General features: G+C 73.3%; 23 protein-coding genes. 12 read left to right on the plus strand and 11 right to left on the minus strand.

Features of this window, described 5'->3' with window-relative positions; genetic code table 11:
• Window positions 1-3: 3 nt before the first annotated feature.
• From HD597_RS29710 to HD597_RS29735, 6 genes are read left to right on the plus strand one after another with little or no spacing between them, the layout of a single operon-like run.
• Window positions 4-756, plus strand: coding sequence for a thioesterase II family protein (locus HD597_RS29710; protein ID WP_253746231.1), 753 nt, complete (start codon window positions 4-6; stop codon window positions 754-756).
• The gene (locus HD597_RS29715; RefSeq protein ID WP_253746232.1) at window positions 753-1,691 is read left to right on the plus strand and encodes an AfsA-related hotdog domain-containing protein; all 939 of its coding nucleotides are present in this window, start codon (window positions 753-755) and stop codon (window positions 1,689-1,691) included. The genes HD597_RS29710 and HD597_RS29715 overlap by 4 nt, the downstream gene beginning before the upstream one ends.
• The gene (locus HD597_RS29720) at window positions 1,688-2,959 is read left to right on the plus strand and encodes an MFS transporter (RefSeq protein ID WP_253746233.1); all 1,272 of its coding nucleotides are present in this window, start codon (window positions 1,688-1,690) and stop codon (window positions 2,957-2,959) included. The genes HD597_RS29715 and HD597_RS29720 overlap by 4 nt, the downstream gene beginning before the upstream one ends.
• Window positions 2,932-3,432, plus strand: coding sequence for an acyl-CoA thioesterase (locus tag HD597_RS29725; protein WP_246546880.1), 501 nt, complete (start codon window positions 2,932-2,934; stop codon window positions 3,430-3,432). The genes HD597_RS29720 and HD597_RS29725 overlap by 28 nt, the downstream gene beginning before the upstream one ends.
• Entirely contained in the window at window positions 3,432-4,727 is a 1,296-nt protein-coding gene (locus HD597_RS29730; protein WP_253746234.1) for a DUF8832 domain-containing protein, read from the plus strand. Before HD597_RS29725 ends, HD597_RS29730 begins: the two co-directional genes overlap by 1 nt.
• Window positions 4,724-5,098 (plus strand): FixH family protein, encoded by a 375-nt coding sequence (locus HD597_RS29735; RefSeq protein ID WP_253746235.1) that lies wholly within the window; start codon window positions 4,724-4,726, stop codon window positions 5,096-5,098. Before HD597_RS29730 ends, HD597_RS29735 begins: the two co-directional genes overlap by 4 nt.
• 158 nt (window positions 5,099-5,256) lie before the next feature.
• Here HD597_RS29735 and HD597_RS29740 read toward each other — a convergent pair whose 3' ends face one another.
• Complete coding sequence (locus HD597_RS29740; protein WP_253746236.1) at window positions 5,257-6,144, minus strand: cyclase family protein; 888 nt, start codon at window positions 6,142-6,144, stop codon at window positions 5,257-5,259.
• Window positions 6,131-7,726, minus strand: a complete 1,596-nt coding sequence (locus HD597_RS29745; RefSeq protein WP_253746237.1) for an FAD-dependent monooxygenase — start codon at window positions 7,724-7,726, stop codon at window positions 6,131-6,133. The genes HD597_RS29740 and HD597_RS29745 overlap by 14 nt, the downstream gene beginning before the upstream one ends.
• Window positions 7,727-7,977: 251 nt before the next feature.
• On the opposite strand from HD597_RS29745, the gene HD597_RS29750 reads away from it, so the two are divergent.
• Window positions 7,978-8,817 (plus strand): AfsR/SARP family transcriptional regulator, encoded by an 840-nt coding sequence (locus tag HD597_RS29750; RefSeq protein WP_253746238.1) that lies wholly within the window; start codon window positions 7,978-7,980, stop codon window positions 8,815-8,817.
• On the opposite strand, the gene HD597_RS29755 is transcribed toward HD597_RS29750, so the two are convergent.
• From HD597_RS29755 to HD597_RS29765, 3 genes are read right to left on the minus strand one after another with little or no spacing between them, the layout of a single operon-like run.
• Window positions 8,712-9,902, minus strand: coding sequence for a ferric reductase-like transmembrane domain-containing protein (locus HD597_RS29755; RefSeq protein ID WP_253746239.1), 1,191 nt, complete (start codon window positions 9,900-9,902; stop codon window positions 8,712-8,714). The genes HD597_RS29750 and HD597_RS29755 overlap by 106 nt on opposite strands.
• Window positions 9,899-10,795, minus strand: a complete 897-nt coding sequence (locus HD597_RS29760) for an FAD:protein FMN transferase (RefSeq protein WP_253746240.1) — start codon at window positions 10,793-10,795, stop codon at window positions 9,899-9,901. Before HD597_RS29760 ends, HD597_RS29755 begins: the two co-directional genes overlap by 4 nt.
• A gap of 1 nt (window position 10,796) precedes the next feature.
• The gene (locus HD597_RS29765; RefSeq protein WP_253746241.1) at window positions 10,797-11,474 is read right to left on the minus strand and encodes a DUF2271 domain-containing protein; all 678 of its coding nucleotides are present in this window, start codon (window positions 11,472-11,474) and stop codon (window positions 10,797-10,799) included.
• Between the two features lie 127 nt (window positions 11,475-11,601).
• Between HD597_RS29765 and HD597_RS29770 the strand changes: the two genes are divergently transcribed.
• Window positions 11,602-12,462 (plus strand): diacylglycerol/lipid kinase family protein, encoded by an 861-nt coding sequence (locus tag HD597_RS29770; RefSeq protein WP_253746242.1) that lies wholly within the window; start codon window positions 11,602-11,604, stop codon window positions 12,460-12,462.
• A 3-nt stretch (window positions 12,463-12,465) separates the two neighbouring features.
• On the opposite strand, the gene HD597_RS29775 is transcribed toward HD597_RS29770, so the two are convergent.
• Window positions 12,466-13,938: a helix-turn-helix domain-containing protein gene (locus tag HD597_RS29775; RefSeq protein WP_372513417.1), complete on the minus strand. Its 1,473-nt coding sequence runs from the start codon at window positions 13,936-13,938 to the stop codon at window positions 12,466-12,468.
• A gap of 257 nt (window positions 13,939-14,195) precedes the next feature.
• On the opposite strand from HD597_RS29775, the gene aceA reads away from it, so the two are divergent.
• Complete coding sequence (gene aceA / locus HD597_RS29780) at window positions 14,196-15,482, plus strand: isocitrate lyase (protein WP_253746243.1); 1,287 nt, start codon at window positions 14,196-14,198, stop codon at window positions 15,480-15,482.
• A 497-nt stretch (window positions 15,483-15,979) separates the two neighbouring features.
• Here aceA and HD597_RS29785 read toward each other — a convergent pair whose 3' ends face one another.
• From HD597_RS29785 to HD597_RS29795, 3 genes are all read right to left on the minus strand, one after another.
• The gene (locus HD597_RS29785) at window positions 15,980-17,650 is read right to left on the minus strand and encodes a serine/threonine-protein kinase (protein ID WP_308210714.1); all 1,671 of its coding nucleotides are present in this window, start codon (window positions 17,648-17,650) and stop codon (window positions 15,980-15,982) included.
• 80 nt (window positions 17,651-17,730) lie between these two features.
• Window positions 17,731-18,567, minus strand: coding sequence for a siderophore-interacting protein (locus HD597_RS29790; RefSeq protein ID WP_253746244.1), 837 nt, complete (start codon window positions 18,565-18,567; stop codon window positions 17,731-17,733).
• Window positions 18,568-18,656: 89 nt separating this feature from the next.
• A complete protein-coding gene (locus HD597_RS29795; RefSeq protein ID WP_253746245.1) occupies window positions 18,657-19,637 on the minus strand; it encodes an alpha/beta hydrolase in 981 nt (326 codons plus the stop codon).
• Between the two features lie 127 nt (window positions 19,638-19,764).
• Between HD597_RS29795 and HD597_RS29800 the strand changes: the two genes are divergently transcribed.
• The 3 genes from HD597_RS29800 to HD597_RS29810 are packed head-to-tail and all read left to right on the plus strand — an operon-like array spanning window position 19,765 to window position 22,194.
• Complete coding sequence (locus tag HD597_RS29800) at window positions 19,765-20,661, plus strand: ABC transporter permease (protein WP_253746246.1); 897 nt, start codon at window positions 19,765-19,767, stop codon at window positions 20,659-20,661.
• A complete protein-coding gene (locus HD597_RS29805; RefSeq protein WP_253746247.1) occupies window positions 20,654-21,442 on the plus strand; it encodes an ABC transporter permease in 789 nt (262 codons plus the stop codon). The genes HD597_RS29800 and HD597_RS29805 overlap by 8 nt, the downstream gene beginning before the upstream one ends.
• Window positions 21,443-21,447: 5 nt before the next feature.
• Entirely contained in the window at window positions 21,448-22,194 is a 747-nt protein-coding gene (locus tag HD597_RS29810; protein ID WP_253746248.1) for an ABC transporter ATP-binding protein, read from the plus strand.
• 20 nt (window positions 22,195-22,214) lie between these two features.
• On the opposite strand, the gene HD597_RS29815 is transcribed toward HD597_RS29810, so the two are convergent.
• Window positions 22,215-23,192, minus strand: a complete 978-nt coding sequence (locus HD597_RS29815) for a CU044_5270 family protein (RefSeq protein WP_253746249.1) — start codon at window positions 23,190-23,192, stop codon at window positions 22,215-22,217.
• Window positions 23,185-23,775 (minus strand): RNA polymerase sigma factor, encoded by a 591-nt coding sequence (locus HD597_RS29820; RefSeq protein WP_253746250.1) that lies wholly within the window; start codon window positions 23,773-23,775, stop codon window positions 23,185-23,187. The genes HD597_RS29815 and HD597_RS29820 overlap by 8 nt, the downstream gene beginning before the upstream one ends.
• Between the last annotated feature and the right edge of the window lie 32 nt (window positions 23,776-23,807).

A 23,807-nucleotide genomic window follows, 5' to 3' on the forward strand; every position in this document is an offset into this window, starting at 1 on the left:
CTGATGACCGCACTGGTCCGCCTCGGCGAGAACCCGGCCGCCGCGCTGCGCCTGATCTGTTTCCCGCACTCCGGCGGGCAGCCGGGGATGTTCCGCCGCTGGGTCGCCGGCCTGGCCCCGGACGTGGAGGTGTGGGGGGCGACGCTGCCCGGCCGCGCCACCCGGGTGAGCGAGCCGTTCGCCCGGCAGTGGAGCCCGCTCGTCGCCGAGATCACCGACGCCGTGCTCGACCAGGTGCCGGGGCCGGTGGCGCTGTTCGGGCACAGCCTGGGCGCGCTGCTGGCCTTCGAGGTGGGGCGCGCGCTGACGCTGGCCGGGCGGGCGCCGGAGCACCTGGTGGTCTCCGCCCGCGCCACGCCCGCCACGCCGTACCCGCTGACGCTGCCGGACGGCGACGAGGAGCTGATCGACGCCGTGGACCGCGTCTACCAGGGCATCCCCGCGGCGCTGCGTGACTCGCCCGACCTGCTGCGGCTGTTCGCGCCGGTGCTGCGCGCCGATCTGGAGCTGGCCGTCTCCTACGTCTTCCGGCCCGGGCCGCCGCTGTCGTGCCCGATCACGGCGCTCGGCGGGACGGACGACCCGACGGTCCCGGAGGCCGAGCTGTCCGCCTGGCGCCGCCACACCAGCGGCGCGTTCGCCGCCACGCGTTTCCCCGGCGGCCACTTCTACCTCGACGCCGCCGAACGCCAGGTGCTGGACACGCTCTGGCGATGCCTGGCGCCCCGCCACGCTCTGACGAGGAGTTCGTCGTGACCTCTGACCTGTACGCGAAGCTGACCTTCGACCAGACGGTGCCCCGCTCCCTGGCTCACAGGCAGGCCGTGGGCGAGGTGTTCGTCACCGACTCCGCTCCAGGGCCGGACGGCGACTTCCTGGTGGCCGTGCAGGTGCCGCGTGCCCACAGCCTCTGGTTCGACCGGCTCGTCCCGTTCCACGACCCGTTCTCCACGGCGGAGGCGGCCCGGCAGGGGTCGTTCGTCGTGCTGCACCGGTACTTCGGGGTGCCGGTCGGGCTGCCGTTCAGCCTGCTGCGCTGGCAGTTCCGCGTCCACGACGTGGACGCCTACCGCGACGACGAGCGGTCGCCGCTGCAGGGAGTCCTGCGTTACCAGGTGAACGACAAGTCCAAGGGCGGCGAACTGGGCGACCTGACGCTGTCCGGGGAGCTGACGATCGGGGCGTCCACCGCCATGAGCTTCAACGGGGACGTCGTCTTCTTCGGCAAGGCCGACTACGCGGCGCTGCGGGAGTTCCAGCAGGCGAGCAAGCCGCCGCCGGACCCGGCCGCGAGCGCCGTCACACCGCTGGACCCGTCGCTCGTCGGGCGGCGCGACCGGCGCAACGTGGTCATCGGCGACGGGGAACGCTTCCCGTACGTGATCGACACCAGCCACCCGTCCTACTTCGACCACGCCTACGACCACGTGCCCGGGCCGTTCATCGTCGAGGGGTTCCGGCAGGCGGCGGTGGTCGCGGCGGTGCGGGCCGGGGAGCTGGCCTCGCCGGTCGCCGCCGTGCTCGGCTGCACGACGACCTTCGGCTCCTTCGGCGAGTTCGGGGCGCTGCTGGAGTGCTCGGCCGAGGTGACGGGGGCGGCCGGCGGGCGCGTCACCGTCGGGCTGGAGCTGCGCCAGTACGGCAAGCGGCTGGCGACGGCGGGCATCGAGCTCGGGCCGTACCCGGCATGAGCCGCCCGCGTTCCCCGGTCGTGGCCGCCGGGCTGATCGCCTTCGCCCTGACGCTCAACCTGAGCGCGGGGAACGTCATCCTGCCCGCGGTCGAACACGACCTCGGCGTCACCCCGGCGGTCAGCCGCTGGGTCGTGCTCGGCCACGCGCTCGCCATCGTGGTGTTCGTGCCCGTTGCCGGGCGGTTCCTGCGGCGGGCAGGGGTTCGGCGGGCGATGGTGTGGGGTTCGGCCGGATTCGGGGCGGTTTCGGTGGTGTGCGCCCTGGCGCCTGGGATCGGCGTGCTGCTGGCAGGACGGCTGGTGCTGGCCGCCTTCGCCGCTCTCCTCACGGTCCTGACCGCCGTCCTGGCCGTAGCGGGCGCGGGCGGGAAGGCGGGTGGGCGGCGGGCCGGCGGCGTCGGCGGGCTGTCGGTCGCGGCCGTCTGCGCCACGCTCGGCGGGTTCGTCGGGGCGGCGGCGGGCGGGGGGCTGGTGAGCCCGCTCGGCTGGCGCGCCCTGCTCCTCCTGCCGGTCCCGCTCTGCCTCCTCGCCCTCACCGCCCGCACCCCCGGCGCGCGGGCAGAGGCCCCTGCCACCTCCCCCGCCGCGTCGCCGACCGGTTCCTCCGCCGTCTTCCCGGCCGCGTCCCCGGCCGCGTCCCCCGCCGCGCGCGTTCCTGCCCTGCTGGCCGTCACGGTGCTCGCCGCCCTCGACGCACTCGTCATCGTGCTGTGCCCGTTCTTCCTCTTCCAGGGACAGACCATGCAGTCCGGCCTGCCGCTGGTGGGCCTGACCGTGATCGGTCTGCCCGCGGCGCTCGTCGCGGGCGCCGCGACCGGCACCCGCCTGACCGCCCGGATCGGCCCCCGCGCCGTCACCCTGGCCGGCGCCGCGCTGGCCGCCGCCGGGCTGGCGCTCCTGCTGCCCCTCTCCCCCGCGTGGTCCGCCTCCGAGGTGGCGCTGCGGCTCGCGGTGGTGGGCGCCGGGATGGGCCTGTACGCCGGCCCCGTCCACTCCCTGATCATGGCCGTCGGCGCACCCGAGCGGGCGGCAAGCCACCTCCAGTTCGCCCGCGGGCTCGGCTACGTCCTGGGCCCGGCGCTGGCGGCCACCCTCTGGGCGGCCGAGGGCTTCGCGCGAGCCGGGGTGGGCACCGCGCTCCTGCCCGGACTCGGCGCCGCCGCCGTGGCGGCGCTCGCCCTGATCCCCTTCCGCTCCATGACCACCCGACGACCTTCACTCCAACGACCGGGAGCACCATGGACACCCACGCGATCAAGAGTCTGATGACCGAGGCCGTCACCCAGCTCACGGCCCCCGCCCGGCCGATCGAGGTCCGGCACACGCCCAGGCGGCACGTCTACCACCGCCAGGTGCGCTTCTCCGACATCGACGCCCACGGCCACGTCAACAACGTGCGCTTCCTGGAGTACCTGGAGGACGCCCGGATCGCCCTCTTCCTCGACTACGCGGGCACGCCGCCGGAGGACCGCAGCGGCCTGCCCGCCGTGGGGGTCGCGATCGTGCGGCACGAGGTGGACTACCGCAGGCCGCTCAGGTTCCGGCACGGCTCGGTGCGGATCGAGTCGTGGGTGACGAAGGTGAACCGGGTCAGCTGCGAGCTGGCCGCGGAGATCTGCTCGGACGAGGGGGTGTTCGCCGAGGCCCGTTCGACGATCATGGCCTTCGACCCGCACACCGCCAAGCCGCGGCGCTTCACCATCCCCGAACGCACCTTCCTCAAGCGTTACCTGCACTGATGCGCGCCCTGCCGCTGCTGCTCCTCCTCCTGGCGCTGTGGCCGGCGCCGGCCGCGGCGCACGTGGTCGCTCCCGGGGCGGACCTGCGGATCGCGCAGACGATCGCCGGCGCGGAGCTGACCATCACGGTGCGGGGCGTGAGCAGGACTCCCGCCCCCGCCGTCGTGGAGATCGAGGCGTTCCACCCGGTCCCGGACCTGCCGGTCGAGCTGACGATGCGCTCCACCGAGACCGGGCGGGCGTCCCGCGCGGCGGTGCGGCTGGCGGCGGGCCGGGCGGGGCCGTACCGGGTGAGCATGCAGGTGTTCCGGGCGGGCCCGCACGAGCTGGAGGTGCGCACCCCCGCCGAGCGGTCCGTGCTGCCGGTGCGCGTCCTGGTGCCGGCGACGTCGCCGTGGGAGCTGGTCATCCACGGCGGCTTCTACGTGGCCGGGATCCTGGTGGTGGGCGGGCTGCTGACGGGCGGCACGTCGCGACGGGGCTCCGCGCTGGCCGTGCGCGCGGGCGTGCTGGCAGGGGTGGTGGCACTCACCGTGGCGGTGGTGTCGCCGCAGCTCCCCGAGCCGGTCCCGGACGGCGCCGCCCCGATGGCCGAGCCCGGCCGCGCGGGGTCCGGGGCGGGGTCCGGGGGCGCGGGCGGGCGGCCGTACCTGATGGCGGCCTTCAGCACCCAGCCGGCCCGTCCGGCGGCGGGAACGGAGTTCACGCTGCTGGTCGACCTCGTGGACGGCTCCACGGGACGGCCGGCCGACGACCTCGCCCTCCATCACGAGGCGCTGGCCCACCTGGTGGTCACCAGCGCCGACGGCGCCTGCTTCCGCCACCTCCACCCCGTCAGGCTCGGCCCCGGCCGCCTCGCGGTACGGCTGCGCGCCGACCGGCCGGGCCGCTACCTCGCCCACGCCGAGCTGGAGCGCACCGACTCCGGCGGCCAGCTCGTCACCGGCGCCTTCGAGGTCACCGGCACCGCGGCGGCCCCGGTGGCGCCTCCCGCGTCCTCAGCGTCGGTCGTCGTCCCGCCGCGGCCGGTGGCGGGCCGCCCCACCACCGTCGAGGTGCGGGCGGGCGGCCGTCTCCAGCCGTGGCTCGGCATGCCCGGCCACCTGATCGTGCGCGACCGTGAGGGCGGCTTCCTCGGCCACGTGCACGCCACGCCCACCCGCACGACCGCGCTGGCCTTCACCTTCAGCTTCCCCGCCCCGGGCACGTACCTGGCGTGGGCGCAGTACGTCACGGGCTCCACCATCGAGACCGTGCCCTTCACCGTCACGGTGGGAACGGAGAGCGAGACGTGATGAGACGCCTGCTGGCCGGGGCATGCCTGGCCGCGGCGGCCATGACGGTCGCCGTCGGCTGCCTGTCCGGGCCCGGCCCGGTGACGGCGCAGGGGGCCGGGGCGCGATACGCCGTCACGCTGACGATCGAGCGGGGCGAGACGGCCGACATCATCGTGGAACGGGGCGAGGCCGACGCCGTCGTGGTGATGGCCACGATGCCGCAGATGGGGCACGTCACCCCGGAGGAGGCGGCCCGGCGCCTGGCGCCCGGCCGGTTCAGGGCCGACGGTGACCTGTTCACGATGGACGGGGTGTGGGAGGTCTCGGTACGCGTGTCCGGGGCCGCGGGCGAGGAGGTCATCCCGCTGACGGTCCTCGTCACGTCCTGAAGGGCCATCCCGCCGACGGTGTTCGTCACGTCCTGAAGGGCCATCCCGCCGACGGTGTTCGTCACGTCCTGAGGGGCGATCCCGCTGACGGTCCTCGTCCGCGTCCTGAGGGGCGTACGTGTTCAGGGCGAGGGACCGCCGTCCCTCACCCTGAACGCCTACAGCAGCGCCAGCGCCCGGACGGGCGCGCCGAACCCGCCGCGCAGCTTGACCGCGCCCACGACGAGCCGCGCGCCCCGCTCGGGCACCGTGTCGAGCGCGGCCAGGTTCTCCAGGCCGTACCTTCCCGTGGTCAGCAGCATCCGGTGCACGAGCGGCTCGCGCCGGGTGCCGACGTCGAGGCTGCTGGTGTCGGTGCCGAAGCCGACGATGGAACGCTGGTTGATCAGGAAGTCGGCCGCCTCCGGGCTGATCCCGGGAAAGCGCATCACCTGGGCGAGCGCGTCGAACTGCAAGAACGCCGCAGGGTCGGTGACCCGCTTGTACCAGCCGCTGTCGAGCGCGACGAAGGCCCGCTCCGGGAGGGGGCCGTTGCGCCGCTCCCACTCGCGCAGGTCCTTCACGGTCAGCTCGGTGATGTTGTCGCGGGCGGCGCGCCCGGCGATACGGACGACGCACAGCGGGGCGACGAGGTCCTCGGGCCGTACCTGGTCGGCGGTGGGCAGGCCCTTCCTGGAGTGGGCGGGCACGTCCATGTGCGTCCCGGTGTGCTCGTTGAGGGTCCATTCGGCGGTGTTGAAGCCGATGACGTCCTCGAACATGACCTGGCGGCGGGCGGGCCTGCGCACGTACATCTCGAACACCGGGAAGTCGGGGCCGAGTGGGTGCGTCAGGTCCAGGACCCGTGAGGCGCGCACCCCGCTCGCGGCCTCCGCCCGCCGCGGCAGCACGGCGAGCGCGCCGGCGCCGAGCAGACCGGCCAGCGCCCCGCGCAGCACCCGCCGCCTGCCGGACGGCTGCCCGCCGGCCTCGGGCGCGTGGTGCCCGTCGCAGGACGCCGGGTGCTCGCCCTCCAGCGCCGCCATGATCGTCTCAGGCGCGCACACGGGGCGACCTCCCCCGGCCGGCCAGTGGCGCGAGCAGGGCGGCGGCGTCCTCGCCGGTGGTGGCGCCGGCGACGTAGCCGTCCGGCCGGACCAGGACGAGCTTCGCGCCGCGCAACGGCCCCTGCCCCGCGAAGCCGCCCGGCACCCGGTACGGCTCCCCGTACGCGCTGCCCTTGGACACCAGCACGCGCGGCACGACCCGGTCGGCCAGCGGCTCCAGACCCGGCAGCACCTTGAGCGGGTCCACGCCCGGCATGACGAGCAGGGTGTGCCGCGGGTCGGCCAGCAGGTCGCCGAGCCGCACCGGGGCGCCGTCGCCGCGCAGCGGGGTCACGGTGACGTCGGGCAGGCCGCGGGCGCCGATGGCGCGGCGTCCGCCACGCGGGCCGACCACGGGGCTCTTGCGGTAGTCGAGGTCGTCCTGCGCCAGAGCGGGGATGAACCGGCGCTCCAGCGCCCCGGTGGAGCCGAGCAGGCCGAGCAGCGCGTCACGCAGGAGGCGGCCGATCGGGGAGCGCACGGTCCACAGCCGGGTCTGCTGGTGGGCGCCGCGCAGCACCTGCGCGGCCACGGGCGAGCGCTCGGCCTGGTAGCTGTCCAGCAGCCGGTCGGCGTCGCCGTGCCCGTTGAGGACGAGGGCGAGCTTCCAGCCGAGGTTGGCGGCGTCCTGGATGCCGGTGTTGAGCCCCTGGCCGCCCGCCGGGCTGTGCACGTGGGCGGCGTCGCCGGCCAGCAGGCAGCGGCCGGCCCGGTAGGCGGCGGCCTGGCGCATGTGCACGGGGAAGCGGGTGCTCCACCGCAGGTCCTTGATCTGCACCGGGTAGGGGGCGCGCTCGTCGGCGAGCCGCTGCAGCTCCTCGGCGCTGGGCGCGGAGCCGGGCGTGCCGGCGGTGCTCGCGTCGGCGAAGACGCGCAGGCCGCCGCCCGGCAGCGACACCAGCACGAGCACGCCGTCGGGATGCAGGTGGTAGTGCGCCTCACCGCGCGGGACGGCGCTGGTGACCGTGCCGTCACCGAGGATGAAGCTCTGCGTGTAGGTGGTGCCCGCGAAGGGGATGCCGGACAGCTCGCGGACGGCGCTGTGCGCGCCGTCGCAGCCGACCACGTAGGCGGCGGTGAGCTCTTCGAGCCCGCCGGGGCCGTCGAGCCGCACCGCGACGTGGTCGCCGTGGTCGGTGAGCCCGACGAGCTCCGTACGCCACTCCACCGCCACCCCGAGCTCGCGCAGCCTGGCGACCATGACGGCCTCGACGGCGGGCTGCGTGATGCCCAGCATGGTGGGGCCGCCGTTGTGCCAGTCGCCGAGGCGGGCGGTCGCCACGTTCCTGGAGCCGGACCAGTAGCGGGCGGCGCTCATCCGCAGGCCGGCGGCGATCACGCCGTCGGCGGTGCCGTGCCGGGCGAGGACGTCCAGCGCGCCCGGCCACATCGCCACGGCTCTGGCCTGGTGGGCGGGCCTGTCGAGGGAACGGTCGATGATCCGGCAGGTGATGCCCTGCCTGCGGAGCTCTGTCGCGAGAGCCAGCCCCGTGGGGCCGGCGCCCACGACCAGGACGGGCAGGGAGATCTTCTCGGTGTCCACCGCGCCACCGTAGGCAGGGGGTGGTCCCGGCCGATTCCAGCGAAGGGTGACAGCGGCCGGATCCAACGGGTCAGCCCATGTGTCGAAGGAGACATGCCTCTTCCGCTTTGGGGCAGCCTGCGCCGCCGGACCCCCGGAAGGGGCGGTATGGCCGTCGTACCATCCGACAGAACGGCTCTCTCTCGAGAGTACGCAAATGACGGGGAATAGAGCACTTGATGATCAAATTCAATGTTCTCGGTCCACTGGAAGTGCGCACGGAAGCCTATTCATCCCTGCCCAAGGGCCGTAAGGCCCGCCAGGTCCTGGCGCTGCTGCTGCTCCGCGCCAACGAGGTCGTGGACGTGGAGACGTTCGCCGAGGAGTTGTGGGAGGGTCGCGGCGGTGGGGTCGGCGCGATCCGCACGCACGTCTACAATCTGCGCTCGGCGCTGGCGGCCCAGCCCGCCACCCGCGCGGTGGCCGACATGCTGGTCACCGAGCCGACCGGGTATCTGCTGCGGGTCGAGCCGGGGCAGCTCGACGCGGAGGCGTTCGCCGACTCGGTCGCCGAGGGCCGGCAGCTCATGAGCTCCGGCGCCGCGGAGAAGGCGTCGCGGCGGCTGCGTGACGGGCTGAGCCTGTGGCGGGGGCGCGCGCTGGCCAATGTCACGCCGGGGCCGGTCGTGGCCCGGCATCTCACGTACCTGGAGGAGATCCGCAACCGCGCCGTCGAGCTGCGACTGGAGGCGGACCTGCGGCTCGGCCACCATCGGGAGCTGGTGGCGGAGCTGCGCACGCTGATCGCCAGGAACCCGCTCAACGAGTGGTACCACCTGCGCCTCATCGAGTGCCTGTGCAGGTGCGGGCGGCGGGGGGAGGCCCTGCTCGCCTACCACGACCTGCGCAGGATCCTGGACGAGGAGCTCGGTCTGGAGCCGTCGGCGGAGGCCAGGCGGCTCCAGCACGGGATCCTGGCGGACGCCGGGCCCCCACCGGGTGATGATCAGCAGTCGAACCGCTCGGTGTACAGCTGGTCCCTGCGCGCGCCGCTCGCCCGCAGGCCCGCGGCGGTCGTCTCGACGAAGCGGGGGCTGCCGCAGATGAAGTAGCGGGCGCGCGGCGTGACCGGGATGGCGGGCCGCTCCGGCCGCACCACCTCCAGGTAGCGCTCGCCGAGGCGGTGGCGCAGCTCCGCGCCGAACACCGCCTCCTGCGGCGAGGCCACCACGTGGACGAGTGACAGCGGCAGGTCGCCGCCCTGCCGCACCAGCTCCACGAAGGGGGTCACGCCGATGCCGCCCGCGATCAGCACCGCCGGCCGCCGGGGCCCGTCCTGGGCCTCGCGGGTGAAGGCGCCGTAGGGGCCGTCGAGGTGGACGACCGCGCCCGGCCCGAGAGCGCGCAGCCGCTCGGTGAACGGGCCGGCGTCCTTGACGGCGAAGGTCAGCTCCGCGCCGCCGCGCACGACGCTGAAGGGGTGGGCGCGGCTCCCCAGGCCGGTCCGCAGGTAGCAGAACTGCCCCGGCAGCGGATCGAGCGCGCGGCCCAGCGGCCTGAACGTGTAGGCGGAGACCGTCGGCGACAGCCGCTCGACCCGCTCCAGCCGGTACGGCGCCGCCCACCGCGACACCGACAGCCGCCACGCCACCACCCCGGCGAACACCACGGCCAGCCCCAGCCAGTACGCCTGCAGCCACGGCGTCTCCGCGAGGAAGCTCGCCAGCCCCCAGGAGTGCACGAACACCAGCGCCAGCAGCGGGTAGGACAGGTAGTGCGCGTACCGCCAGACCCGGTGCCTGATCAGGTGGCGCGCCAGCGTGCTGGTCAGCCAGAGCACCAGGAACATGACGAACGCCAGCCGCCCCAGCGAGGCGTACGCCGATTCGGCCCAGGTGAAGTCGGGCACCAGCACGTAGGCCCAGTCCTGCCGGTCGACGACGGTCTCCAGCAGCGGGTGGAGCAGCACGAGGAACGCGCCGCACCCGCCGAGCCACCGGTGCAGCGACACGGCGGCCAGCCGGTCGTCCCCCAGCCGATGGGAGATCTGGCGCACGCCGAGCAGCACCTGCCACCACATGACGAGCGTGCCGGCCAGGCCGATCAGGTTGGCCACGTCGCCGAGACCGGAGGCCCGCAGGGCGAGCGGGAGCAGCGGGAGGAAGGAGACCGCTGCCGCGATCGCGACGCGGGTCATGCCGTCGCCGCCGAGGAGCGCACCCGGCCGTCGCGGCCGACGGTGATCCAGCGCGCGTCCGGGTCCTGCCCGGCCAGCCATGGCGGCCCTTCCCGGGTGCCGAGCAGGACGAGGCAGGTGGCGTACACCTCGGCGGCGGCCAGGTCGCCGGTCATGACGGTGGCCTGCGCGCAGTCGGAGCCGGCGGGCTCGCCGGTGCGCGGGTCGACGATGTGGTGCAGCACGGTGCCGGCCCGGTCGCGCCAGCTGCGCCGCACGACGCTGCTCGTGGCCACCGCCGCCGTGCCGGCGGGCAGCTCCAGCACGCCGATCGGCTGCTCGCGCAGCGGGTGCTCGACGCCGATCCGCCAGGGCCTGCCACCCTCCGGCCGCCAGGCGACCAGGTCTCCGCCCGCGTCGATCATCCCGTACGGCACCCCCTCCGACTCGCGCTGCGCCTGGGCGGCCCGCTGCACGCTCCATCCCTTCACGAACCCGCCGAGGTCGACCGCGAGGCCGGGCGAGAGCGTCACGGTGCGGCGGTCGTGGTCGAGGTGCACGACGGGGGCCGCCGCGGGGGCCGCCGCGCGGGGCGGCGCGGGGGCCGCCTCGGGCGTGCCCACCAGCGCGAAGTCGGTGTCGTAGCCGAGCCGGGCGAGCTCGGCGCCGAGGAAGGGGCTGAACAGACCGCCGGTGGCGTCGAGGTAGCGGCAGGCCTCGTGGAGCGCCGCCAGGAACAGCTCCGAGACGACGACCGGGCCGCCCGCGTTCACGCGGCTGGTGTCGCTGCCGGGGTCGAAGCGGCTGAAGGTGCGCTCCACGGTGCGCAGCCACTCCAGCACGGGGGCGTGCCGCCGCGGCGGCAGGACGAGCATGAGGTCGGTGCCCATCACCCGGTCGCGCAGCACCTTCACCTCAGGACCCCCTCGTGAACGTCGTGACGGCGCCGGCGGGCGGCCGCTCGCCCGGGGAGTAGCCGGCGCGGACGTCGGCGACGAGCGCGGGCTCCTGCCCGGTGTCGGCCGGCAGGAACTCCACCCGCGGCCGGGAGGCGTGCGGCAGGTCGCCCAGCTCGATGGAGCCGGTGAACAGCACCCGCTTCTCCCACACCACATTGCCCTCCACCCGATAGGTGTACGAACCCGGCGGAACCGGCTTGCCGCTGCGGTCGGTGGTGTCCCAGTAGACACTCTGCCTGCCGCTCTCCTGGGCGGGACGGCTGGCCGCCTTGACCTCGCTGTCGGTGGCCGTCTCCCACCCGGACGCCTCGCGCCACAGGGGCAGCGACATGGGCCTGCGCTCGAAGCCGCCGTTGGCGGTGAAGCTGGTGGCGAACAGGGTGCGCACGTAACGCCCCTGCGCGTCCTCGATCCAGATGGCGAGCTGGTTGCTGGCGAGCCTGGGCAAGCGGTGGAGCTCGTAGTCGATGCGCACCAGGCCCAGGCGGCCGGTGACCGGCACCGACCAGGCCAGGCCCGCGGGCGAGGCGGGCGGCGGCTCGGGGCGGTAGGAGAGGTAGGCGGCGGTCGCGGTCGTGGCCACTCCGGTGATGACGACGATCGGCACGATCAGTCGGCTCGTCCGCTCCGACATGGTTGCCCTTTCCGTATGGATAGTGTGCATCAACACTACCCACTTTGCCGACGGAATGGATCTCGTCACAGGGATATCCGCACGCGCCGGGGGTAGTGCCGAGCCCATGCCCCCCATCGTGGCCGTCGTGGCACATCGCAAGAAGACGTTAGGCGCGGGCCTGGACGCGCTCCGCGTGCTCATCAGCGAGCAGGACGTCGGCGACGTCCTCTGGCACGAGGTGTCGAAGAGCAAGAAGGCAGGCAAGAAGGTGCGCAAGGCGCTCGACGAGGGTGCCGAGCTGGTGTTCGTCTGGGGCGGTGACGGCATGGTGCAGCGCTGCGCCGACGCGCTGGCGGGCACGGGCGTGCCGATGGCCATCCTCCCCGCCGGCACCGCGAACCTGTTCGCCGCCAACCTCGGCATCCCCGCCGACCTGGCCCGGGCGGTGAGCATCGGCTTCCACGGGCGGCGCGAGAAGCTGGACCTGGGCCTGCTGAACGGCGAGCACTTCGCGGTGATGGCGGGGGCCGGGTTCGAGGCCGAGATGATCGCCGACGTGGACGGGCAGGCCAAGCGGCGCTTCGGCAAGCTGAGCTACTTCAGGGCGGCCGTGCGGCACGTCGGCGGGCCGCTGGTGCCGATGAAGATCAAGCTGGACGGGGCGACCTGGTTCGAGGGCCGCGCGAGCTGCCTCCTGCTGGGCAACGTGAGCACGATCGCCGCCGGCGTCGAGGCCTTCGACGACGCCCGGCCGGACGACGGCTGGCTGGAGGTGGGCATCACCACCGCCAGGGGCCCGGTGCAGTGGGCGCGCGTGCTCGCCAGGATGGCCACCGGCCGCTCCGACGGCTCGCCGTTCGTGCGGGTCTCGCGCGCCAGGAAGGTCTCGGCCCGCTTCGGCCATCCGCTCAGGTTCGAGCTCGACGGCGGCGAGCGCGGGCACACCACCCGGTTCAAGGCCGAGATCGCCGCGGGCGCGCTGACCGTCTGCCTGCCCGGGGACTGATCCTCAGGTGGCGGCCGCGTGCCGCTCCAGGAAGGTGTAGACGTCGGCCTCGTCCACGCCCGGGAACGAGCCGGGCGGCAGCGCGGCCAGCACGTGGGAGTTGGCGCGGGCCGACGGCCAGGCGTACCCCTCCCAGCGCTCGGCCAGCTCGGCCGGCGGCCGGCGGCAGCAGTCGCCGTTCGGGCAGCTCGACTTGGTGCGGTGGGTGGTCTCGCGGCCCCTGAACCAGCGCGACTCCTTGTACGGCACCCCCAGCGTGATCGCGAAGTCCCGCTCGCGCGACGGATCGACGTGCGCCACGCAGAAGTACGTGCCGGTGGGCGAGTCGGAGTACTGGTAGTACACCGAGAACCGGTCGGGCGAGGCGAACACCTGCCGCCCCGACCACTGCAGGCACATCCGCTGCCCCTCGATGGCGCCCTGCTCGTCGGCGGGGAAGACGATGCCGTCGTTCTCGTAGGCCTTGTAGATGGTGCCGCCGGCGTCGTTGCGCACGAAGTGGCACACCAGGCCCAGGTGGTGGGTGGCGAGATTGGTGAAGCGGTGCGCGGCCATCTCGTACGACACCGCGAACACGTCGCGCAGGTCCTCCACCGACAGCGCCCGGTCGGACTTGGCTTCCTGGAGGTAGAGGGCGGCGGCCTTCTCGGGGACGAGCACGGCGGCGGCGAAGTAGTTGGCCTCGGTGCGCTGGCGCAGGAAGTCGGCGAAGTCGCGGGGCTTGCCGTGGCCGAGCGCGAGGTGCCCGAGCGTCTGGAGCAGGATCGTGCGCGGGGTGTGCATGCCGAGCTGCTCGTGCTTGACGTAGATGCGGCGGTTGCGCAGGTCGGTGATGGAGCGCACGGAGCGGGGCAGGTCCTGGGCGGTGTGCACGGTGTAGCCGAAGTGCGTGACCAGGCCCTGGATCGTGCTCTGTGACAGGGCGCCGGTACGGTAGCCGACCGCTTCCAGCGCCTGGGCGGCGGCCTTCTCGATGTCGGGGAAGTAGTTGCCCACCTCCCGCTGCCTGCGCCGCAGCTCGGCGTTGGCGACCCGGGCCTCCTCGGGGGTGGCCGTGCCGCGGGCCTGGCGGGCGCGCAGCTCGCCGTACAGGCCGAGGAGGTGCTCCAGCACGTCGTTGGGCACGCGGGCGGAGACCTTCAGCCGGGGCAGGCCGAGCCCGGCGTAGACGGGGTCGCGCTGGGCCTCCTCCAGCGCGATCTCCAGTTGCGCGCGGCGGTTGGGCGGCTGGCGGCGCAGCAGCTCCTCGACCGGGACGCCCAGGGCGGTCGCCAGCGACTTGAGCAGGGAGAGCTTGGGCTCGCGCTTGCCGTTCTCCAGCAGCGAGAGCTGGCTGGGCGCCCTGCCGACGCGCGAGCCGAGGTCGGACAGCGTCAGGCCGCGCTGTTTGCGCAGGTGGCGCAGGCGCTGGCCAAACGCGATCAGATCCAGCTCCTGCGTCAAAGACAGCGGTTCTTCGCCCAGCAAGGAGGCCATGCCGGAATCTTAGACAGAAATTCGGCCCATTTTCTAGCCTTCCCGGCGTCACGGTTGAGGGGGTCGCGCCGGGCGTTCCTCGCGCTCGATTGGTCTAGGCCAACGGTAAAAGTTGCGATTTCTTCACTGTTGAGTACGCGCGAGTAATGCACATAAGCAGAAGATTCGTCGTTCTTCTCTCCTCTTCGGACTGTTTGGGGGTACGCGCCAGGGCAGAGACTCGGCGTGAGCCCCAGGGGACGACAAAGGAGCGAACAATGAGCGATCGCCTCAAGGGAGCTGCCGAGCAGCTGCAGGACGAATGGGACAACGACCCTCGCTGGGCGGGCATCGAGCGCACGTACAGCGCGGAAGACGTGATCAGGTTGCGCGGCAGCGTCCAGGAGGAGCACACGCTGGCCCGGCTCGGCGCCGAGCGGCTGTGGCAGCTCCTGCACACCGAGGACTACGTCAACAGCCTCGGCGCGCTCACCGGCAACCAGGCGGTGCAGCAGGTGAGGGCCGGACTGAAGGCCATCTACCTGTCCGGCTGGCAGGTGGCCGCGGATGCGAACCTGGGCGGGCACACCTACCCGGACCAGAGCCTGTACCCGGCCAACTCCGTGCCCGCCGTCGTGCGCCGCATCAACAACGCGCTGCTGCGCGCCGACCAGATCACCTGGTCGGAGGACGACGATGACGCCCCGTACTGGCTGGCGCCCATCGTCGCGGACGCGGAAGCCGGCTTCGGCGGCGTGCTCAACGCGTTCGAGCTGATGAAGGGCATGATCGCGGCCGGCGCCGCGGGCGTGCACTGGGAGGACCAGCTCGCCTCCGAGAAGAAGTGCGGCCACCTGGGCGGCAAGGTGCTGATCCCGACCGGCCAGCACGTCAAGACGCTGAACGCCGCCCGCCTCGCCGCGGACGTCGCCGGCGTCCCCTCTCTGGTCATCGCGCGGACCGACGCCCAGGCCGCGACGCTCCTGACCAGTGACGTGGACCCGCGCGACCAGGCCTTCACCACCGGCGACCGCACGCCCGAGGGCTTCTACCGGGTCAGGAACGGGCTGGAGGCGTGCGTGGCGCGCGGCCTGGCGTACGCGCCGTACTCCGACCTGCTCTGGATGGAGACCGGCACGCCCGACCTGGACGTGGCCCGCGCGTTCGCCGAGGCGATCAAGGCCGAGTACCCGGACCAGATGCTGGCCTACAACTGCTCGCCGTCGTTCAACTGGAAGAAGCACCTGGACGACTCCACCATCGCCAAGTTCCAGCGGGAGCTCGGGCACATGGGGTACAAGTTCCAGTTCATCACCCTCGCCGGGTTCCACTCGCTGAACTACGGCATGTTCGACCTGGCCCAGGGGTACGCGGCGGACGGCATGACCGCGTACGTCGAGCTGCAGGAGGCCGAGTTCGCCGCCGAGTCGCGGGGCTACACCGCGACGAGGCACCAGCGCGAGGTCGGCACCGGCTACTTCGACCTGGTCAGCACCGCCGTCGCGCCCGACTCCTCGACGACCGCGCTGCGGGGGTCGACCGAGGAGGAGCAGTTCGGCCACTGATCCCCCGCTGAGCTCGCCGGCCACCTCCAGGGCATGGGAAGGTTCCCCCGGCGAAGGCGGGCCGCGCCGGTCCCCCCAGCACCGGCGCGGCCCGCCCCTTTCGCGCGGGAGTCACCGGGCACTACGCGGGGACGGCGCAGCGGGGGTGTCACTGAAGGCACAGCAGGGCTGTGACCAGCGGCACAGCCACTCGCGTACCGTTTCACCACACTGGCACCAGCACCACCGCCCGTGTCAGGAGGCACCTTGCGACACCTCGCCCGGCACCCTGTTCGGCACCCTGTTCGGCACCCTGTTCGGCACCCTGGTCGGCACCCTGGTCGGCGCCGTGCCCGCCCGCCACGGCCGCACCCTGGTCATCACCTCGCCCGGCGCCGCCGCATCCTCACCGCCACCCCGGCCGCCACCCGGCCCGCCACCGGCGCGAGACCGCCGATGTGCGCCGGCGCCTCCTTATGCCTCGGCTGACGGCCCGGCGCCGCCTCCCGTAGAAGGTGTCAGGGGGTGGCGGTGCCGGTCGTCGCCGGAGTGTCCGAGGGCGAGCCGGACGGATCCGGCGATTCACCCGGGCCGTCCTGCGGGATCGTGCTGATCGATCCCGACGGCTGCGGGCAGTCCCGCCGAGCGGCCGCGTTGCCGCGCCTGCGGGCCGCCGGGGACGCGCACGCCTCCCCCTCGTCCCCGCCCTGGTCCCCGGGGCCGCTGGTCTGCGTGGGGCGGAACGTGCCACGCCGCTCACCCGAGGGTGTCAGCACGACGTCGGGCCCCTTCGTCCTGGTCTGCGTGACGAACACCGTGGGCGTGCCCGGCGCCGCCGTCCGCGTCGCGAGCTGCACGGGCGGCGGGTTCCTGCTGGTGACGACCGTGGGACGGACGGTCGAGCCGGCACTGCCCGAGGACCGTACGGCGGGCGGGTCTCCGGGCAGCAGCGAGCCACCGCCGACACTCAGGCCGTCCCCGCCCGAGGCGGCGATCACCGTGATGGCCGCGATCGAGACCGTGGCCAGCGCCGCGAAGCTGGCCTGCGAGAGCTGGGCCCGCGACCTCGCCCTCGACCCTGCCCTCGACCCTGCCCTCGCCCCTGCCCGCGACCTCCCGTGACCGCGCCGGCTGCGCGTCCCGGAACGCTCCACCTCCTCCTCGGACGGCTCCCGCACCAGGCGTACCAGCCCTCCTCCCGGCGGGTACGGGACAGGCGTCCACATCTTCCCCAGCACGCCCTCCACCGCCTGGCGCAGCTCCCACGGATCCCCCACTCCCCCGGCGGCGAGCAGCGCCCGCAGCAGGTCGGCGGCCCTGGGCCGGTCGGCCGGATCCTTGGCCAGGGCGGCCGAGACGGCGGGCCTGAGCAGGGCCGGCACCCGCTCGGCGCGCGGCGGGTCGAACAGGATGCGCCGGGTCAGCACGTCCGGCTCGCCGCCCCCGAACGGGTGGTGCCCGGTGGCGGCGAAGGCCACCAGGCAGCCCCAGGCGAAGACGTCGGAGGCGGGCAGGGCGGCCCCGCCGGTCAGCCGCTCGGGCGCCACCCATCCGGGGCTGCCCATGACCTGCCCGGCCTGGGTGTGCGCGGCCAGCGTGTCCACGTCGCGGGCGATGCCGAAGTCGATGACGCGCGGCCCCTTCTCCGACAGCAGCACGTTGCCCGGTTTGAGGTCGCGGTGCACCAGCCCGGCCTCGTGCACCGCGACGAGCGCCGCCGCGACGCCGAGGGCGACCCCGTAGGCGAGGTCGGGCGCCAGCGGCCCGCCTGCCTTGACGACCTGGGAGAGCGCGGGGCCGGGGATGTACTCGGTGACGAGGTAGGGGCGGTCCCTGTCGGTGCCGTCCTCGACGACCGCCGCCGTGCAGAAGGGCACCAATCTTCGTGAGAAAGCCACTTCCTCAGCGAAGCGCGCCCGTAACGTGGCATCGTTGAGATGCACCGCATGCGGCGTCTTCAGCGCGACGAGGCCCCCCTGAGGGTGCTCCGCCAGATACACCACTCCCATCCCGCCCGTTCCGAGGCGGCCGAGGAGCAGGTATCGGCCGATGATGACCGGGTCCCCCACCGTAAGCGGTCGCACGCCAGGAGGCAGCTCGCTCGCACCACGCGCCATCCGGTTTCGCCTCTCCTGATCAGTGTCATGGCAAGGCACACTGTGGCGGCATCCGGGGCGGGCTTTCCGCATGTCTTACACAAGGGGTATCGGAGGAAAGGCGATCATTCCTCCGAGGTAAGTAAGAGGTGGGGAAGCAGGCGATTCGTGCGTCAGGAGGCGATTGCGGCGGCTTCCTCGGCCTCGACCTGACGGTTCCAGTCGCTCTTGACCTGACGCCACGCCTCGTCGTCCACGCCGAGCCGCCAGTAACCGGAGATGGACAGCCGCTCCAGCGGGATCCCCCGCTCCAGGCGCAGGTGGTGGCGCAGCTCCTTGACGAACCCGGCCTCGCCGTGCACGAACGCGTGCACGTCGCCGCCGGGGAAGTCCAGCTCGCGCACGGCGGCGACCAGCCGCTCGCCGACCGGGCGGTCACCCCGGTACAGCCACCTGATCCGCGCGTCGGCGGCGGTCTCCAGCTTCAGCTCGTCCTCCGGCGCGTCCACCTCGATGAGCACGCGGGCGGGTGTGGCGTCGGGCAGCGCCTCCAGCGAGGCGGCGATGGCGGGCAGCGCGCTCTCGTCGCCCACGAACAGGTGCCAGCCGGCCTCGGGGTCGGGCGCGTAGCCGCCGCCGGGGCCCAGGATGAGCAGCTCGTCGCCCGGCCGCGCGTGGTCGGCCCACGGGCCGGCCAGGCCCTCGTCGCCGTGCACGACGAAGTCGAGGGTGAGCTCGCGGGTGAAGGGGTCCCAGGCGCGCACGGTGTAGGTCCGCAGCTTCGGCCAGACCTCGCGCGGCATGGTCTCGCGGCACGCCTTCACGCTGAACGGCTGCGGGTACTCGACGCCCTCGCAGCGGAAGACCAGCTTGACGTAGTGGTCGGTGAGTCCCCTGGTGGCGAACTCCGCCAGCCCGTCCCCGCCCACGACCACGCGGACCATGTTGCGCGAGAGGCGCTCGGTACGCTGGACGACACCCCGGTGGTGATCCGTACGCTTGTCAGCCATAGGACAGTCCCCCTGAGTTAGGTATACCTAACCTTATACTGCCCGCGGGTGTGGCCGTAGACCTACTTCCTCGAACCGAGCGGTGAGAATCAGGCGGCCGCCGAGCCCTCCATCGACTCGGACGGCAGCTCCGCCACCGCCTGGACGAACTGCGACATGTGCCGGAAGGCCAGCCGCGCCTCGGGCAGCACGTCGGCCAGGATAGGGAAGACGTGCGGCATCCGCGGCCACTCCTCGTACCTGACCGGCACCCCCGCCAGCCGCGCCCTCTGCGCCACCCGCCGGGCCTCGTCCCGCAGCACCTCCGTCGAGCCCGTGACGATCATCAGCGGCGGCAGCCCCGCGAAGTCGCCGTGCACCGGTGAGACGAGCGGGTCCCACGGGTCCAGGCCCGAGGTCCACCGGCGGGCCAGCCAGCGCACCCTGCTCGCCGGGAGCATGGGGTCCTGCCAGCGGTTCGCCCGGCGCGGGAAGTCGGTGAGGTCGGCCCACGGCGACAGGCAGATCGCCGCCCCGGGCAGCGGCAGGCCCCTGTCGCGCAGCGCCAGCAGGGTCGCCAGCGTGAGATGGCCGCCCGCCGAGTCGCCCGCGAGGATCACGTCCCGGGGCACGTGCCCGCGCCGCAGCAGGCAGCCGTAGGCGTCCAGCGCGTCGGCCAGGGAGTCGGCCAGCCTGTGCACCGGGCCCTGGCGGTAGTCCAGCGCCAGGACCGGCCGCCCGGCCACCGCCGACAGCCGCCACGTGATGGGCCGGTGGGTGCGCGGCGAGCAGGAGAAGTAGCCCCCGCCGTGGAAGTAGAGCACCACCTTGCGCTCGTCGAGCCCCTGGCCGCCGCGCACCCACTCCCCGCCGCACTCGGAGAAGGCCGCCGGCACGACCGCGACGTGCTCGGGATGCGGCACGTTCACCACCCGGGCGAGCTCGCCGAGCCGGGCCGCCCCCGACAGGGCCAGCGGATGGCGCATCAGCAGGCTGGAGGCCGGTTTCACGGTGCCGCGCAGGAGGCCGGTGAGCGCCCGGGCCTGCCAGCTCAGCGGATACTCCGGGATCACGTCCCTGTCGACTCGCATACCGCCCCCTTTCAGGAGATTTGTTCCCCTCTCGCGAAATCCCTACCGGCCAGTAAGTAACTCATCTCTTACGCGGATATTTCGGCACGATGACTCGCAGGCGCTCCGCCTGGCCCCGTTAATCCCGTTGCGGGCCGCCGATCCCGCGACGGATAATCCGTGTTTCCCACCGGCAGACCCGTGCGCGGGTCCAGGCACGTTCCGTGACCGTGCCATCACCCCCTGGAGGTGCAAAACCTTCCCGCTCTACGCCCGGCTCGTCCGGTACGGCTTCCGCAAACACGCCACCTACGTCTGGGCCGCAGTCGCCGGCGCGTTCACCAACAGCGTCTTCGGCATCCTGCGCGCGTACACGCTGATCGCGCTCTGGCAGGCCCGCCCCGGTCTGGCCGGATACGACATCACCGACGCCGTCACCTTCTGCTTCGTCACCCAGGCCTTCATCGGGCCGATGCAGCTCTTCGGCGGCGGGCTCGCCCTCCCCGAGCGCATCCGCAGCGGCGACATCGCACTCGACCTGGTCCGCCCCGCCTCGCTGCAGCTCTGGACGCTCGCCGAGGACCTCGGCAGGGCCGCGTACCTGTTCCTGGTGCGCGGCATCCCGCCGATGCTGCTCGGCGCCGCGATCTTCGGCATCCACGTCCCCGCCACGCCCGCCCAGTGGCTGGCGTTCCTGCTCGGCTTCGCGATCGCCGTCGTCGTCAGCTTCGGCTGGCGCTACCTGGTCGCGCTGTCGGTCTGCTGGCTGCTCGACGACCGCGGCGTCGCGGTCCTGTCGATGGTCCTGAGCACGTTCTTCAGCGGCATGCTGGTGCCGCTGCACCTGTTCCCCGGCTGGTTCGGCGACCTGGCCATGGCGCTGCCCTGGGCCGCCATGGTGCAACTGCCCACCGACCTCTACCTGGGCACCGCCCCGGTGCTGGAGACGCTCGCCGTCCAGGCGCTGTGGGCCGTGGTCCTGCTCGGCCTGGGCGCCCTCGGCACCCGGGCGATCCGCCACAAGGTGGTGATCCAGGGTGGTTAGGACGTACTTCCTGCTGGTGTGGGCCTGGACCCGCGCCGCGGCGGCCTACCCGGTCTCGTTCGTGATGATGATCGTGCTCGGCTTCGTCATCGCCGCGATCGACGTCGGCGTCATCCTGATCATCTTCGCCAACACCACCACCCTGGCCGGGTTCTCCCGCGAGGAGGTGCTGTTCCTCTACGGGACGGCCGGCCTGGCCTTCACCATCTGCGACACGTTCGTCAGCAACCTCGACCGGGTCAGCGGGCACATCAAGGCCGGCACCCTCGACACCTTCCTGATCAGGCCGGCCGGGGCGTGGGTCCAGCTCGCCGCCGACCGTTTCATGGCCACCCGCGTCGGGCGCATCCTCCAGGCCGCGCTCGTGCTCGGCTACGCCGTCGCCGCGCTCGACCCGGGCTGGGGGCGGGCCTGGATGATCCCCGTCATGGTGGCGACCGGCATCGTCATCTTCGCGGCGCTGTGGACGATCGCCGGAGCGCTGCAGTTCCTGCTGACCGACGCCCCCGAGGTGGTCAACAGCCTGACCTACGGCAGCAGCCAGCTCACCCAGTACCCGCTCAGTGTCTACGGCCGCGACCTGGTCAGGGGCGTGACGTACGTGCTGCCGCTGGCGTTCGTCAACTGGCAGCCCGGCCTGTACGTGCTCGGCCGGGACGACCCCTTCGGCACGCCCGCGTTCATGCGGTTCCTCGGACCGGCCGCCGCGCTGGTCCTGGCCCTGGTCGCCGCGCTGGTCTGGCGGCAGGGCATCCGGCACTACAGATCGACGGGGAGTTGAGGCGAATGATCGAGCTCGACCGGGCCGGACGCTCGTTCAAGGTGAAGCGGAACGTCGTGCACGCCGTGCGCGACCTGTCGTTCACGGTGTCGGCGGGCGAGTTCGTCGGCTACCTCGGCCCCAACGGCGCGGGCAAGTCCACCACGATCAAGATGTTGTGCGGCATCCTGACCCCCACCTCGGGCAAGGTCAGGGTGGCGGGGATGGACCCCTCGCGCCGCCGCACGACGCTGGCGCGGCGCATCGGGGTGGTGTTCGGGCAGCGGACGACACTGTGGTGGGACCTGCCGCTGCGCGACAGCTTCGAGCTGATCAGGCACCTCTACCGGGTCGAGCGCACGGCCTTCGCCGCCCGGCTCGACGAGCTCACGCAGACCCTGGACCTGGGCGAGTTCCTGCGCACGCCGGTGCGGCAGCTCAGCCTCGGCCAGCGCATGCGCGGCGACCTGGCGGCGGCGCTGCTGCACGCGCCCGACGTGCTGGTGCTCGACGAGCCGACGATCGGGCTCGACGTGGTCAGCAAGGCCGGTATCCGCGAGTTCCTGCTGCGGCTGAACGCGGAGCGGGGCACGACCGTGCTGCTGACCACGCACGACCTCGGCGACATCGAGCGCCTGTGCCGCCGGGTCATGCTCATCGACCACGGGCGGCTGGCGTTCGACGGCACCCTCGACGACCTGATGGCCACGGCTCCCGGCCAGTCGTCGCTGGAGGAGGTGGTCACCCGCCTCTACACGGGCACCGCCCCGTGACGCACGGGGCCACCGCCTGATCAGCCCCGCTGGCCGGGGCGGTTCACGATGACCGAGGTCAGCAGGGCGGTGGCCCACACCGCGCCCTCGCGGACGCTGGGCTCCTTGTCGTCGAAGAAGTACTCGTCGCGCAGCCAGACCGTCCTCTCACCCAGGTAGCGATAGGTGCGCGGGTCCAGGATGTGGTACCTGCGGTAAGGGACGTCCCCTCTGCCGGTGTCGCGCCAGACGCCCAGGCCGCCGCGGCCGGCCGCGTCGGTGACGCCCTGCTCGACGCGGACGCCGGGGATCAGCGCCAGGGCCTCGAACAGGGCCGCCTCCAGCTTGGGCGGCATGACGCCGTACCGGCTGAGGTAGAGCATGATCACGCCGTAGGCGCGGTCCGCGTCGGGGGCGACGACGTGGGGGACGCCCTCCTCCCTGGGGTAGTCGATCCAGTGCCGGTCCCTGGTCACCTTGGCGAGCAGCCGCTTCGGGTCGGTGGGCAGCTCGCGCAGCTTCTTGTCGTACTGCTGCGGCGACAGGTCGTCGTCACCGGGGTCGGGCGGGATGTCCCGGACGGACAGCCTGCCGTCCTCGCCGAAGCCGGCGCTCTGCTTGCCGTCGTAGCGTATCCAGGACTCCCTGCTCTCGACCGTGTCGCGGGTCGGCTGCTTGTCCAGGGTCCTGGTGTACTGCCACTGCGTCGGCAGCGGCGCCTCGCCGGCCTCGCGCCTGCCCACCGTGTCGGCCGCCCGCGCCAGGACGGTGTCCGGGTCGAGCTGGACGGTCCGCGGCCGGGCCGGCGGAGCGGGCTGCGCGGGGGGTTGCGGCCGGACGGCGACCAGGGCGACCGCGGCCGCGGTGGCCAGCGCGCCCGCCAGCAGGAGGGCGCGGCCGAACCCGCGCCTGCGGGTGCGCATCCGGCGCAGCAGCCGGCGGCGCTCCTGGACCGTCCACTCCTCGCCCGGCTCCGGCACCACGGCACGCAACTCGCGCAGGGATCGCAGGTCATCCACCGAAGGACTCCTCTCGTGCCGTGGTGGGGTCGCTTCCGCCGAGCGCCCTGCGGGTCCTGACCCTGGCGCGGTGCAGGCGGGATCGGACGGTTCCGATGGGGATGCCCAGGGCCCTGGCCACGTCCTCGTACGTCATGTCCGCCCAGGCCACCAGTAACAGCACCTCGCGGTCGGCGGCCGGCAGGTCCGCCAGCGCCGCGGCCAGGCCCGCCTGCTGCGCCGCGACGCGGTCGTCGATCCTGTCGGCGTACGGCTCGGTGACCTCGTCCACCCCGGTGCGGGCCAGGGCCCGGTAGAGCCTGACCTCGACCCGGCGGTGACGCTGGATGAGCCGGGCGGCGATGCCGTACAGCCAGGGGCGGGCGTCGGGATGGCTCGCGTCGTAGTGGCGGCGCCGGCGGAACGCGGCCAGGAACGCGTCGGAGACGACGTCGTCGGCCAGCGACTCCCCGAGCCGTCTGGCGACGTAGCGGCGAAGGGCCGCCGCGTGCCGGTCGAAGAGCTCGGCGAAGATCTCCGGGACCTGCTCGGACCGCCGGATCAGCTCGGAGTCGGCCGGCCTGCCGGGCAGTTCGTCGATCACATGTCGCTCCCGTCCGTACGGTGTGTCCGCTG

Source organism: Nonomuraea thailandensis, assembly GCF_024172165.1.
In the GTDB taxonomy this organism is placed as follows: domain Bacteria; phylum Actinomycetota; class Actinomycetes; order Streptosporangiales; family Streptosporangiaceae; genus Nonomuraea; species Nonomuraea thailandensis.